General features: G+C 67.1%; 16 protein-coding genes. 9 read left to right on the top strand and 7 right to left on the bottom strand.

All coding sequences use genetic code 11. The features are described from left to right. The first annotated feature begins 31 nt into the window (after nt 1-31). Nucleotides 32-910: a GAP family protein gene (locus AAY78_RS09360; protein WP_046748031.1), complete on the top strand. Its 879-nt coding sequence runs from the start codon at nt 32-34 to the stop codon at nt 908-910. 56 nt (nt 911-966) lie between these two features. Continuing rightward, a complete protein-coding gene (gene nucS, locus AAY78_RS09355) occupies nt 967-1,662 on the top strand; it encodes an endonuclease NucS (protein ID WP_045262658.1) in 696 nt (231 codons plus the stop codon). Between the two features lie 10 nt (nt 1,663-1,672). Here nucS and AAY78_RS09350 read toward each other — a convergent pair whose 3' ends face one another. After that, entirely contained in the window at nt 1,673-2,053 is a 381-nt protein-coding gene (locus AAY78_RS09350; protein ID WP_046748030.1) for a hypothetical protein, read from the bottom strand. 143 nt (nt 2,054-2,196) lie between these two features. On the opposite strand from AAY78_RS09350, the gene AAY78_RS09345 reads away from it, so the two are divergent. Then, complete coding sequence (locus AAY78_RS09345) at nt 2,197-2,862, top strand: HAD hydrolase-like protein (protein ID WP_046748029.1); 666 nt, start codon at nt 2,197-2,199, stop codon at nt 2,860-2,862. Nucleotides 2,863-2,987: 125 nt separating this feature from the next. On the opposite strand, the gene AAY78_RS09340 is transcribed toward AAY78_RS09345, so the two are convergent. Continuing rightward, nucleotides 2,988-3,194, bottom strand: coding sequence for a cold-shock protein (locus AAY78_RS09340; protein WP_017203899.1), 207 nt, complete (start codon nt 3,192-3,194; stop codon nt 2,988-2,990). A 645-nt stretch (nt 3,195-3,839) separates the two neighbouring features. On the opposite strand from AAY78_RS09340, the gene AAY78_RS09335 reads away from it, so the two are divergent. Beyond that, entirely contained in the window at nt 3,840-4,664 is an 825-nt protein-coding gene (locus AAY78_RS09335; protein ID WP_267901533.1) for a shikimate 5-dehydrogenase, read from the top strand. 25 nt (nt 4,665-4,689) lie between these two features. Further along, nucleotides 4,690-5,433 (top strand): aspartate/glutamate racemase family protein, encoded by a 744-nt coding sequence (locus AAY78_RS09330; protein WP_046748028.1) that lies wholly within the window; start codon nt 4,690-4,692, stop codon nt 5,431-5,433. Here the strand turns inward: AAY78_RS09330 and AAY78_RS09325 are convergent. Continuing rightward, complete coding sequence (locus AAY78_RS09325; RefSeq protein ID WP_046748027.1) at nt 5,404-5,841, bottom strand: SRPBCC family protein; 438 nt, start codon at nt 5,839-5,841, stop codon at nt 5,404-5,406. The genes AAY78_RS09330 and AAY78_RS09325 overlap by 30 nt on opposite strands. Nucleotides 5,842-6,034: 193 nt before the next feature. Between AAY78_RS09325 and AAY78_RS09320 the strand changes: the two genes are divergently transcribed. Together AAY78_RS09320 and AAY78_RS09315 are read left to right on the top strand one after the other, a co-directional pair. Beyond that, entirely contained in the window at nt 6,035-7,363 is a 1,329-nt protein-coding gene (locus tag AAY78_RS09320; protein WP_046748026.1) for a cytochrome P450, read from the top strand. Nucleotides 7,364-7,468: 105 nt separating this feature from the next. Further along, nucleotides 7,469-8,653: a zinc-dependent alcohol dehydrogenase gene (locus AAY78_RS09315; RefSeq protein WP_046748186.1), complete on the top strand. Its 1,185-nt coding sequence runs from the start codon at nt 7,469-7,471 to the stop codon at nt 8,651-8,653. Nucleotides 8,654-8,709: 56 nt separating this feature from the next. Here the strand turns inward: AAY78_RS09315 and AAY78_RS09310 are convergent, their stop codons facing one another. Continuing rightward, nucleotides 8,710-9,012: a hypothetical protein gene (locus tag AAY78_RS09310; protein ID WP_046748025.1), complete on the bottom strand. Its 303-nt coding sequence runs from the start codon at nt 9,010-9,012 to the stop codon at nt 8,710-8,712. Further along, a complete protein-coding gene (locus tag AAY78_RS19730) occupies nt 9,009-9,179 on the bottom strand; it encodes a hypothetical protein (protein WP_156172634.1) in 171 nt (56 codons plus the stop codon). Before AAY78_RS19730 ends, AAY78_RS09310 begins: the two co-directional genes overlap by 4 nt. Before the next feature lie 153 nt (nt 9,180-9,332). On the opposite strand from AAY78_RS19730, the gene AAY78_RS09305 reads away from it, so the two are divergent. Then, nucleotides 9,333-9,575 (top strand): hypothetical protein, encoded by a 243-nt coding sequence (locus tag AAY78_RS09305; protein ID WP_046748024.1) that lies wholly within the window; start codon nt 9,333-9,335, stop codon nt 9,573-9,575. After that, a complete protein-coding gene (locus tag AAY78_RS09300) occupies nt 9,575-10,570 on the top strand; it encodes an SRPBCC family protein (RefSeq protein ID WP_046748023.1) in 996 nt (331 codons plus the stop codon). The genes AAY78_RS09305 and AAY78_RS09300 overlap by 1 nt, the downstream gene beginning before the upstream one ends. 268 nt (nt 10,571-10,838) lie before the next feature. Here the strand turns inward: AAY78_RS09300 and AAY78_RS09295 are convergent, their stop codons facing one another. Continuing rightward, on the bottom strand, nt 10,839-11,420 hold the full coding sequence (locus AAY78_RS09295) for a hypothetical protein (RefSeq protein WP_046748022.1): 582 nt from the start codon (nt 11,418-11,420) through the stop codon (nt 10,839-10,841). Continuing rightward, on the bottom strand, nt 11,398-13,113 hold the full coding sequence (gene qcrB, locus AAY78_RS09290) for a cytochrome bc1 complex cytochrome b subunit (RefSeq protein ID WP_082108638.1): 1,716 nt from the start codon (nt 13,111-13,113) through the stop codon (nt 11,398-11,400). The genes AAY78_RS09295 and qcrB overlap by 23 nt, the downstream gene beginning before the upstream one ends. Between the last annotated feature and the right edge of the window lie 109 nt (nt 13,114-13,222).

The raw sequence follows: 13,222 nt of genomic DNA, 5'->3' as shown, positions 1-13,222 counted from the left end.
GGATCCGTGGAGTGTCCGTGAACGTGGTGGCATGGAACTCTTCGGCGGACTGCCGCTCCCCCTCTCGCTCGCGCTCCTGGCGTTGATCGACGGGCTGAGCGTCGGCACACTCCTCATCCCGGTCTTCCTGCTGCTGCACCCGGGGCGGGTGCGCGCCGGGCGGATCCTGCTGTATCTGGGAACCATCGCCGCGTTCTATCTGGTCGTCGGCCTCCTGTTCCTGTGGGGCCTGGTGAACCTCGTCGACGTCGCGTCCGACTTCCTCGCGTCGCCCGCGGGACTGATCGTCCGGCTCGTCGTCGGAGCAGCGCTCCTCATCACGGCATTCGTGATGCCGACCGGCGGCAAGAACGAGAAGAACGCACCGGCGCCCGCACCGCAGACAGCATCCGCGCCTCCGGTGCCGCTTCGGGGAGGGACACCGGGCGCGCAGGATGCGAACGGCTCCCGCCTGGCTCCCCCGGATGCCGCGTCCGCGATCGCGACCGATCCTGCTCCTCGTCCCGGACGCATCACGCGGTGGCGGGAGCGGCTCCTCGACCCGCGCACCCGCGGCACCGCAGTGATGGCCGTCGCCATCGCCGCAGGGCTCGTCGAGATCGCCACCATGCTGCCGTACATCGTGGCGATGACCATGCTCGCGGATGCCGGCATCGACACGCCGCTGCGCGTGCTCTCGCTCACGGGATACTGTGCGCTGATGATCCTGCCCGCGGTCGTGCTGCTCGTGCTGCGGATGGTGGCCGCTCCACTCGTGCAACGGCCGCTCGAACGCTTCGCCACCTGGATGGAGCGCACCGGGGCGGAGAACACCGCCTGGATCATCGGCATCATCGGGTTCCTCATCGCCCGTTCCGCCGCCACCGAACTCGGCCTCTTCGAGGCGATCGGTTCGTTCCTCGACCGGTGACCGGCACACCCTCCGGGTGCGACCGCGCAGCGCTCCCGACGAAGTAGGCTCGACGAGTGCGTCTCGTCATCGCCCGCTGCTCGGTCGACTACACCGGTCGGCTCAATGCCCATCTTCCGCTCGCCACGCGTCTGCTCGTGCACAAGGGCGACGGGAGTCTGCTCGTGCACTCCGACGGCGGCAGCTACAAGCCGCTGAACTGGATGAGTCCCCCGTGTTCTCTCTCGAACGAGACTCCGGGTGAGGAAGAGGCGAGCGCCGGCGTCGTCGAGGTCTGGCGGGTCACCCACAAGAAGACCGGTGACGCGTTGCGCGTGCAGATCTACGAGATCATCCATGACACCTCACACGAGTTGGGCATCGACCCCGGACTGCAGAAGGACGGCGTCGAGGCAGACCTTCAGCGGCTTCTCGCGGAGCAGGTCGAGCGCATCTCCGAGGGTGCGACGCTCGTGCGCCGCGAGTACCCGACGGCGATCGGGCCGGTCGACCTGCTGGTGCGCGATGCCGACGGCGCGGCGATCGCCGTCGAGATCAAGCGCCGCGGCGACATCGACGGCGTGGAGCAGCTGACCCGCTACCTCGAGCTGCTCGGCCGCGATCCACATCTCTCCCCCGTCCAGGGTGTCTTCGCCGCCCAGGAGATCAAGCCGCAGGCGCGTGTACTCGCCGAGGATCGGGGCATCCGCTGTCTGGTGCTCGACTACGACGACATGAAGGGCATCGAGTCGGGCATCCCCCGCCTGTTCTGAGCAGACGGCCTCAACGGACGGGGATGAGCCGCGGCGTCGGCCCCTCCAGACGCGCGATCGCGATCTTCACCTCGAAGATCTCCTGCTCGACTCGATCGAATCGCGCATCCACGCGGTCGAATCGCGATTCGAGACTCGCGAACCGTGCGCTGAACTTCGCATCCTGCGCATCGAACCGTGCGTCGAGTCGTGCGTCCTGCGCCGCGAAACGCGCATCGAACCGCGCATCGAACTTCGCGTCCTGCGCATCGAACCGTGCATCGAGCCGAGCGTCCTGCGCCGCGAAACGCGCATCCATCCGGTTGATCGTCCAGCCGAATCCGCCGATGATCGCCACCAGCAGCGTCGCGGCCGTGGCCAACATCGTGATGATCTCCACCGACACGTACATACCCCCATTCTGACTCGCACATCCGCCGTTGTCACGACCTTATATGGGGACATAGAGTGCTCACCTGAGACGTGGATAAGCCCTGTTCGTGCACACCTGTGCAGGAAAGGCGACCGTCCTCTTCCGGGCCATAGGGTGGAGGGGTGCCTCACTCCCCTTACTCCTGCGTGCTGTGGGACGTCGACGGCACCATCGTCGACGCGTCCGTCGGCATCCTTCGCCGGCTCGACATCGCGCTCACGCACTTCGGCCACCCCGCGCCCACGCGCGAGCAGCTGGTGCACTGGATCGGTCCGCCCATGTTCCAGTCCTTCCAGGACCAGGCGGGAATGACCCCGGAGCAGTCCGCCGAGGCCGTGGCCTTCTACCGCACGCTCGGGAAGGCCGACGGCTACACGACCGATGTCGCGACCTATCCGGGCGTCGTCGAGCTCATCAACGAGCTGCGCGCCGCCGGGGTGCCGCAGGCGACCGCCAGCTCGAAGCCCGAGAACCAGGTCGATGCCCTCGTCGATCACTTCGGCCTGCGCCCCGCGTTCTTGACCACAGTCGGCGCGACCCCCGACGAGTCGACTCTCGCCTCGAAGACCGACATCGTCGCCGAGGCGCTTCGTCGGCTGCGCGCGCTCGGCGCCGACACGTCACGACCGGTTCTGGTCGGTGACCGCCATCACGACGTGGAAGGCGGGAACGCCAACGACGTCCCCGTCATCTTCGTCGAGTGGGGCTTCAGCGACAGACACGAAGGCGATGACGCCGCGTTCCGAGCGGCCTCGGTCGCAGAATTGCGCGCGCTGCTGCTGAGCTGACCCCACCTCCTCCCGCTGACGGGTATCAGCCGAAGCGGCGCTGAGAACCTCAGAAAGCACAGAACTCCCCGCCGGATGACGCATCGGGGACGCGATCCGGTGGGGAGTTCTGTGTCGCGCCCGTCTCAGACGGGGCGGATGTTCTCTGCCTGCAGGCCCTTCGGACCCTGCGCCACATCGAACTCGACTCGCTGGTTCTCTTCGAGAGACCGGTAGCCGGATGACTGGATGGCGGAGTAGTGCGCGAAGACGTCAGCGCCTCCGTCGTCGGGGGAGATGAAGCCAAAGCCCTTCTCCGAGTTGAACCACTTGACCGTGCCCTGGGTGCTCATGTACTGCCTGTTCTGCTGATGAAGAAGCCGACGCAGGGATGCCCCGACATCGCTAACGCTAGTGGAGGAGGCCCCGAGCGGAATAGCCGCTGCAAGAAGGTAATCCAAATGTTGCACGAGCGGCATCCGCCCGTCATGCGTCGCTTCGCGACCCGCACGGCGCCTGAGGCGCCCGGAAAATGGTGTGGCCCTCACCGCGGGGGGAGCGATGAGGGCCGAAGACGACCGGAGGGTGCGTCAGGAACAGCTTAGCTCCTTTCCGACGCTCTTGTCCCCCTTTTGGGGGACAAATCTGAACTTCGGTGCGAGACTGGACGATAGCGGCCCCCTCGAGTAGCCCATTGGGGACTGAACTACTCGAGAGGGCCCAATCGCATGCACGGATCGTCTGCCCCTGGGGAGGGCCGCCGTCTCCTGGGGAGAGACGGAGACGATCAATCCCCGTGTGCATGCACCTTCACCATAGGGGAGGATGCACGATGTCGCCACGGACTCTCGTCCACGCGATATCGGAGAAGGTCGGGGTACTGATCCCGCAGGGATCGCAGGTTTCGGGCGGAGACGGGACGCACAGCACGGAGGCACCTCCGTCGTCCTCTCTCCCCCGAATCCGCGGGCTCCGTCACTCGCGAGTAGCCTGATGCGGTGACTCTGCTCAACAAGGACATGACGCTGTGCATCTCGCTCTCCGCACGGCCCAGCAACAACGGCACGCGCTTCCACAACCACCTCTATGAGGCGCTCGGGCTCAACTGGATCTACAAGGCGTTCGCCCCCACCGATCTCGGCCAGGCCATCGCGGGCGTCCGCGGGCTCGGGATCCGCGGCTGCGCGGTCTCGATGCCCTACAAGGAAGACGTCATCGCCCTGGTCGACCGGATGGATCCCTCGGCGAGCGCGATCGACTCGGTCAACACCATCGTCAACGACAACGGTGTGCTCACCGCCCACAACACCGACTACTCGGCGATCGCTCAGCTCATCGAACGCGAGCACCTGGATCCTGCGAGCTCGGTGCTGCTGCGTGGGTCGGGCGGCATGGCCAAGGCGACCGCGGCAGCATTCCGGGACGCCGGCTTCTCGCGCGTGACCATCGTCGCCAGGAACGAGGAGAGCGGACGTGCGTTGGCGGACCTGTACGGATTCGACTGGTCGGCGGAGGTCGGCGAGGCCACGGCCGACGTGGTGGTCAACGTGACCCCGATCGGCATGGCCGGGGGCGCGGAGGAGCACGCGCTCGCGTTCCCCGAGGAGACGATCGCACGCGCGTCCGTGGTCTTCGACGTGGTCGCGCTTCCCGCCGAGACTCCGCTGATCGCCGCGGCTCGCACAGCGGGGAAGACCCTGATCACAGGAGCAGAGGTCGCGACGCTGCAGGCATTGGAGCAGTTCGTGCTCTACACCGGCATCCGACCGTCCGCCGAGCAGGTGCGCGATGCCGAGGAGTTCATGCGCGCAGGGAACGCCTGACGGCGAAGAGGGGAGTGGTGCGTCCATGAAGACGATCGGTGTCCTGGGCGGCATGAGCTGGGAGTCGTCACTGGAGTGGTACCGGCTGGCGAACGAACGGGTGCGCGCGCAGCGCGGTGGCCACCACTCCGCTCGCATCCTGTTGGACTCGCTCGACTTCGCGGAGATCGAGGCGATGCAGGCGCGTGGCGACTGGGACGCCGCGGGTGATCTGCTGGCGTCGCGCGCCGCAGCGCTGGAGGGTGCCGGTGCGGAGCTTCTCGTGCTCGCCACCAACACGATGCATCTGGTCGCCGACCGCATCCGAGCGGCGGTCGGCATCCCGTTCCTGCACATCGCCGATCCCGCAGGTGAGGCGATCACCGCCGCGGGCCTGCAGACCGTCGGGCTTCTGGGCACGGCCTTCACGATGGAGCAGCCGTTCTACGCAGAACGGCTCGCGCGGCACGGTGTCCGCACACTCGTCCCCGGCGCCGACGATCGCGCGCTTGTGCACGCCGTCATCTACGACGAGCTCGTGCACGGTGTCATCCGCGACGAGTCCCGTCGACGTTACGCGGAGGTGATCGAGCGCCTGGTGGGCGACGGCGCAGAGGGGATCGTCCTCGGCTGCACCGAGATCGAGCTGCTCATCTCCTCCGGCAATGCACCGGTACCCGTGTTCCCGACGACGGCGCTGCATGTGGATGCCGCGGTCGCCCTCGCTCTCGGCGGCGACGCCGCGGCCGATCGAGCGGACTCAGTCGGCGTGCCCCTGCGCGAGGTATGACAGGCGGTGGAGCGTCTCGGCATTGCGCCAGCGCAGGATCGGGGCGGTCAGGAACCGCGGGATCAGCGCCGCGGGCCCTGCGACGGGCTCCTCGTCGATGCGCACCTGACAACCGGAGGGGGTCGTGCGTGCTCGCAGCGTGACCGTCGCCTCGCCCATCGGCCAGCCGCGCGCCCTGAGCACGACCCGCCGCGGCGGATCCCACTCGCGCACCTCGGTCGTGTCGTCGAGCAGCACGGGCCAGACCCCGACGGAGTGATGCAACTGCGCCGCCACCGCCGGCCACGTCTCGTCGACGTCTCTCATGCGGGAAGCTCCGACCACCCATGCGGGGTAGAGCCAGCCGTTCGCGAGCACGCGGAACACGTCATCCGTCGTGCACGCCAGGTCACGGGTGTTCGTCGCCATGTCTCCTCCTTGCAGCGCCGTCCATTTGCAGCACCGTCTGTTTGCAGCGCCGTCTGCTCCTGCGGAGTCATCCTGCGCGGCATCCAGGCGCCAAGGGGACCCGCTTGACATCGCGGATCCGACGGAGATAGCACACTCCGATCCGGAGCGCTCCCCCCTGGAGGGATCAGGCGGCGCCTGGCACCGTCGGAGCATGTTGCAAAGACTGAGCTCACGCGTGGTGCAGGCCGTCACCGCGGTCGTCCACGACGATTCGCCCTCGCTCCTCACCCGGGGCTACGACTTCGGCGCACGCATCTGGCGGCGTGCGGAGCCCGGTGCACGGTCGGCTCCGATGCGACTGCTCGGAGACGACGCGGTGTTCGTGCGGGGAGTCGAGGGCATCGACCTGTTCTATGACGAGTCGCGCATCGCCCGCCACGGCGCCATGCCGAAGATCGTCCAGGAGACGCTGTTCGGACACGGGTCCGTGCACAGCCTGGACGGGTCGGCGCACCGACACCGCAAAGCGACGTTCGTGGAGGTGGCCTATGAGGATGCGCAGGTCGCGCGCCTGACTGCCTGGCTGGAGCGCGAGTGGAGAGTGGAGGAGGACGCCTGGCTCGATGGGGGAACCCGCAGTGCGTACGACGCGGCGGTCGGCGCCTTCGGCCGCGCGATCATGGGCTGGGCCGGGCTGCCGGGTACACCGGCAGCGAAGACCCGATGGGCGGCTCGGCTGGCGCAGATCGTCGACGGCTTCGGTGTTCCCTACTCACCCGAGTACGTGGCCGCCTTCGTGAACAGGATGTGGTCCGATCGGCATGCGGAGCGACTCATCGATGCCGTCCGATCTGGCTCACTGCACGCCGAAGAAGGCACAGCCCTGGCCGAGTGGGCCGACCACCGCGATCAGGACGGCTCGTTGCTCCCTGCCCGCCTCGCCGGCATCGAACTGCAGAACAGCATCCGCCCGATGATCGCCGCGGCGCGTTTCGTGGCCTTCGCGGCCAAGGAACTGCACGACAGGCCCGAATGGCGCGAGCGGATCGCCGCCGAGACCGTCGAACGGAATGCGCTGGTGAGCGGGCCTCTGGCCGTGATGTTCGCGCAGGAGGTGCGGCGCACCGCTCTGTTCGTGCCCATGCTGCCCGGGCGCGCGATCGTCGACATCGAGATCGGCGACGTGCGGGTGCCGGCAGGCGGGCGCGTGGTGCTCGACATCCTCGGCACCGACACCGACGAGCAATCGTGGGCCCACCCGCATCGATTCGCACCCGAGCGGTTCACCGACGTCGAAAATCACGAGTCGATCCGCACCTTCATCCCGCAGGGCGGTGCCGACGTCGCCACCGGGCACCGCTGCCCCGGCGAGAAGCTCGTGATCGCCGGCCTCTCTGCGGCGATCGCCGTGCTGAGTGATCCGCGTCTCGACATCCTCGACACCGGACTCGAGGTGAACCGGCGACGACTGCCGACCAGACCCGCATCGGGCGGAGCGGTGCGCAAGAGCGGATCGACCCGCGGCTGTCCGTTCCACTGAGACGCGCGTCCGCACGTCAAGAGGCAGCTGTCAACCCGGTGGCCGGTCGCCCTGGGAGCGACGAGCGTGGCGCGGACGAACGAAGACCAAGGATCGGAGGACATCATGAAGGCATTGACCTGGCAGGGCAAGCGCACGGTGACGGTGGAGGAGGTTCCCGATCCGGTCATCCAGCAGCCGGAGGATGCGATCATCCGGGTCACGTCCTCGGCGATCTGCGGTTCCGACCTGCATCTGTACGAGCTGCTGGGCCCGTTCCTCGATCGCGGCGACATCCTGGGCCACGAGCCGATGGGAGTCGTCGTCGAGGTGGGTGCGGACGTGAAGACGCTCGCCGTGGGAGACCGTGTCGTCATCCCGTTCAACATCGCGTGCGGAGAATGCTACCTGTGTCGACGCGGCTTCCAGTCGCAGTGCGAGACCACCCAGGTGCGCGAGTACGGCAGCGGAGCCGCCCTCTTCGGGTACACGAAGCTGTACGGGCAGGTCCCCGGCGGGCAGGCGGAGTATCTGCGGGTGCCCCTCGCCGACTACAACCACATCCCCATCGCGAGCGACCTGCCCGATGAGCGGTATCTGTTCCTCAGCGACATCCTTCCCACGGCGTGGCAGGGAGTGGAGTATGCACAGGTGCCGGACGACGGAACCCTCGTGGTGATGGGGCTCGGTCCGGTCGGACAGTTCGTCTCCCGCATCGGACGGCACCGGGGGCACCGGGTGCTCGCGGTCGATCCGGTGCCGGAGCGTCGCGCCATGGCGGAACGCCACGGCATCGAGACGTTCGACCTCACCGACACGATCGTGGATGAGCTGCGGGACCTGACCGACGGGCGCGGCGCCGATTCGGTGGTGGATGCCGTCGGGCTCGAGGCTCACGGCAACGCGGGCGTCGAGTTCGTGCAGAAGGCGGTGGGCGTACTCCCGGATCCGGCGGGACGACAGCTGCTCGACAAGGCGGGTGTCGATCGTCTGGCCGCCGTCTACGCCTCCATCGACACCGTTCGCCGCGGAGGGACCGTATCGCTGAGCGGGGTGTACGCGGGCGACGCCGACATCATGCCGATGAAGACGCTGTTCGACAAGCAGATCACCCTGCGCATGGGGCAGTGCAACGTGAAGAACTGGGTGGATGAGCTGGTGCCCCTGGTCGAGGACATCGCCGACCCGCTCGGTGTGATGGACCTCACCACGCACAGTGCGCCCCTCGACGACGCGCCTGAGCTGTACCGAACCTTCCAGAAGAAGGAAGACGGCTGCATCAAGGTGGTGCTGCGCCCGTCGACGGTGTGACGCGAGCCTGACAGCCGCGATTGACAGACGCGGCTGTCAATCGTGGGACGGAGACCTCAGGCCCGGCGGCCGGGGTCTCCGTCTTCGCGATTCCCCTCGTCGACATCGGGTCGACGGGTGCCGATACCCGGGTCGTCGTTGTGTGTCGACTCGTCAGGCACCGTCGAGCGGGATCCGGGTTCGACCCCGACCGCCGACGCGGCACCGGAGTCGGCACCCGCTCCTCCGGCCGGTACGTCACCCGGGTCCGCTGGCCGGTCGCCCCCGCGCTCGGCGAGGTGCTGGGCGATCCGGGATTCGGCGTCGCCCTCGACCGGCGAGGTCGCCGCCTCCGGACGCGTTCCCTCGCTCCCGCTCATTCGGTGCCGTCCCTGAGGTCGGTGGGAGCGTCACCGCTGTGGCCCGCGCCCTCGTCTTCCGGAGTGAGGTCACCCTGGCCCTCTTCGCCCAGCTCCGCCTCGATCGGGTCTTCGCCCTGCGTCTCCGGCTGCTCGCCTTCGGTGGGATACACGTCGGGATTCGACATCCTGCACTCCTCTCGTCGGGAGGACCAGGGTGGAACGGAATCCGCGGGTCCGCAGGACCGTTGACACCCGGACGACGGGCGACTAATCCCGAACACGGAGAACGTGAGCAACCTTGGTTGACAGCGCGGGGATGAGCAACGTAGGTTGACAGCATGGAATCCCTCGAGGTCGCACAGATCGCTGCAGACACCACCGATCCCCGAGCAGGGCTGCGCGCGGTCGCATCTCTGCGCCGACTCGCGGATGCGCTCGAACTGCGGCAAGTCGAAGCCGCACTGCGGTCCGGCATGAGCTGGCAGTCCATCGCCGACGCCCTGGGAGTGACCCGCCAGGCCGTGCACAAGAAGCACTCGAAGCGGATCGATCCGTCCATCGAGATTCCGCGGAGGGGATGATGAGCCGATTGGTGCAGGCGGCTGCCACGATGCACACCTTGTCGCTGGCCTCTATGGAAGAGGCCTCACGCTTCGGGGTGCGTGATACCGACATCGATCATCTTCTGCTCGCTCTGACAATCGATCCCGACACGGGTGGTCAGATCCTGCGCGGCATGGGTGCCGGGCTCGACACGGCCCGCGCGGCCGTCGCGGCTCAGCACGCCGCTCAGCTCGAATCCCTGGGCGTCGCCACAGGTGTGGACGAGCCAGGCCGCATCGTCTTCCACGAGACCTCGGGGTACGAGTGGACGGACCGGGCGCTCGCGGTGTGGACCGCGGCGTCGAGTGGCGACCGCCGCGGCGACTCCGCAGCGGTGCTGCGCGCGCTCGTGGATGAGCCGAGCGGTCTCGTCGAAGAGATCCTGCGACGACTCGATGTCGACCCGGACGCGCTGAGATCTCGCCTCGACGACACGCGGGTCGTCGATCCTGCGCGAACAGACAGGATCGATGAGAACAGCTTCTCCGCTAAGCGTTCGATCTTCGTCCCCGCCCCCATCGAGCACGTGTGGGAGTTGCTGTCGTCGGCCTCCCGCATTCCCGAGTGGGATCACGGGGTGGGCGAGGTGGGCTCAGCGATCGCACCCACCGGCCCTTGGGAGGCGCGGACGATCACCGTCCGCAACGGCAAGAACGTGTCCGTCAAAGACACCTACGTACGTCAGCGGATCTTCCTGGACCGGTTCGAGGACCGCGCATTCGTAACCTGGCGCTTCACCTATCCGGACGCGAGTGTCGACACGTCACGGGTGCTCGCATTCGCGCTCGAACATGCCGCTGGGGGAATACAGATCCAGGTGACGCTCACGTGGGAGGTCAGGGGACCCCGACGAGGAATTCTGCACAGCATCCGGCGTCGCGTGCTCCGCCCCGTCCGGCGGCCGGTCGCGCACGTCCTCACCTACTTCCAGCTCACCCAGACCGAGAGCGGCATCACGCGCGTGTTCCGCTGAAACCCCGGGTGGGCGCATCGCGCAGAACTCGCCGATGCGCCCACCGGGTCGAGTCCGCTCAGCCCTTCGCGCCCTTGCGGGGCTTGATGAACTCGGCCGGCGCGTTCTTCTCGCGCTTCGCGGCTCGCTTCTCCTTGAGTGTGAGCTGCGGTGCCTTCTTGGTCTTTCCGGACATGGTGTCTCGCTTCCCCTTCAGTGGCTGGCGTAACCTCCGACCATAGTGAGAATCCAGGGGAAGTCAAATTTCCTTTTGACCGGGAAATTTCCATCACTGACCGCCAGTGCGGCCCAGTCCTTCGAGAACCGCATAGGTTCCGAGCACCGGCGCCGCACCCGGCTGTGCGCCGTCGTCGAGGAGAAGGAGGACGTAGCCCGACTCCTGCGCCGCCCGCCCCCATCCCCGTGGCAGGTCGCTGATGCGATCGGCGAGGAGGGTCGGCCCAACACCGAAACCGTGAAGGTCACGCACCATCAGACTCCGGTCGCCTTGGAAAGCGACGCCGACACGATCGAACGCCCCGAGCGGCCCATCGAAGGGTGGCTCGAGGAGGCTCCATCCGCGCTCACGCAGATGCTCCGTCATACGCTCCGGATCCCCGTCGCCCATCCGGAAGCGCATCGCAGCGATCGCGACCCCGACTCCATCCAGAACGAGGAAGGTGCATTCCGATCTCGGAATGGAAGCATGCTGCCGCCGTGCACGTCGCACCGCGGCGATGCCGACGACGACAACAAAGGCCCCGAACGCTCCCGGAAAACCGCCCAACAGGAAGCCGAGCGCGACGCCGCACGCGGCGAGTGCGTGCGCCGCGCTCGGACGCCAGCGGTCAGCCTTCTCGGGAGTCGGCATTCCCGCTGTCCACGGCCTCGTGCTCGGATCGTTCATCAACGGTCTTCTCCGGCTCCCCGTAGTGCCCGTGCCCCGCGTCGACCGCGTCTATATCTGCCTGCGTGAGCGGCACCAGACGGTCTTCGAAGAACCACCGGGATACGGCCGAGCGCACGTTCTCGGTCCACGGGATGCGACCCTTCGCGTTCGGACGCACCACGAGCGGCTCGTAGATGTCGACGTCGATGAGCTTCCAGCGGTCGTACTCGTCGACGGGCTGGTGCACCTCGACGAACTCGCCGCCGGGGAGGCGGACGATACGGCCCGACTCGAAGCCGTGCAACACGATCTCGCGGTCCTTCTTCTGCAGCGCGATGCAGATGCGCTTGGTGATGAAGTAGCCGAGGATAGGTCCGAGGAGCAGCAGCGCCTGCAGCGTGTGGATGACGCCTTCCATCGTGAGCATGAAGTGCGTCGCGATGAGGTCGGAGGATGCGGCAGCCCACAGCACGGCGTAGAAGATGACGCCTGCGACGCCGATCGCGGTGCGGGTGGCCGCGTTGCGGGGGCGCTGTGCGATGTGGTGCTCGCGCTTGTCGCCGGTGACCCACGCCTCGATGAAGGGGTAGATCGCGACCGTCACGATGAACAGCCCCATCACGGCGACCGGGACGATGATGCCGAACGACCAGGTGCGATCGAACATCACGACATCCCAGTTGGGGGGTGCGAGCCGAAGCGCACCGTCGGCGAACCCGATGTACCAGTCCGGCTGCGTGCCGGCCGAGATCGGCGAGGGGTCGTAGGGACCGTAGATCCAGAACGGCAAGATCTGGAAGAAGGTGCCGAGCACCACGATCACCCCGAACACGATGAAGAAGAAGCCACCCATCTTCGCCGCGTACACCGGCATCATCGGGTAACCCACGACGTTGTCGTTCGTGCGGCCGGGGCCGGCGAACTGCGTGTGCTTGTTGATGATCATGAGCATCAGGTGCACCACGATCAACGCGATCACCAGCATCGGAAGGATGAGGATGTGCAGCGTGTAGAGACGGCCGATGATGTCGGTCCCCGGGAACTCGCCGCCGAACAGCATGAAGGAGGTCCAGGTGCCGATCAGGGGGAGGCCCTTGATCATGCCGTCGATGATGCGCAGTCCGTTGCCGGAGAGCAGATCGTCAGGGAGCGAGTAGCCCGTGAAACCCTCCGCCATCGCGAGGATGAACAACACGAATCCGATCACCCAGTTGAGCTCGCGCGGCTTGCGGAATGCGCCCGTGAAGAACACTCGGAGCATGTGAAGACCGATGCCTGCCACGAAGACGAGCGCTGCCCAGTGGTGGATCTGCCGCACCAGGAGTCCTCCGCGGATGTCGAACGAGATGCGCAGCGCCGAGTCGAAGGCCGCCGTCATCTCCATCCCGCGCATCGGTGCGTAGGCGCCGGTGTAGTGGGTCGGCACCATCGACGCCTGGAAGAAGAACGTGAGGAACGTGCCGGAGATGAACACCACGACGAACGCCCACAGAGCGATCTCGCCGAGCATGAACGACCAGTGGTCGGGGAAGACCTTTCGGCTCAGCTCCTTCAGGAGTCCGGAGACGCTGGTGCGCTCGTCGAGGTAGTTCGACGCGGCACCGACGAAGCGTCCGCCCAGAGGCGGCTCCTTCTTCTGCGCGGTCTGATCCAGAGTCGGAGACTCACGTGACATGGTTCGGTCCTCTTCGGTGGTGGCGGGCCAGGGAGCTCTGAGGCTGCGCATGCAGGAACGCGCGCGAACGATCGGTAGCGCGAGACGTCCGCCGACGGGCGCGACGAAG

Source organism: Microbacterium sp. Ag1 (assembly GCF_001005635.1).
GTDB classification, from domain to species: Bacteria; Actinomycetota; Actinomycetes; order Actinomycetales; family Microbacteriaceae; genus Microbacterium; species Microbacterium oxydans.
The sequence above is the reverse complement of the archived record's forward strand: the minus strand, read 5'-3'. Positions and strand labels throughout refer to the sequence as shown.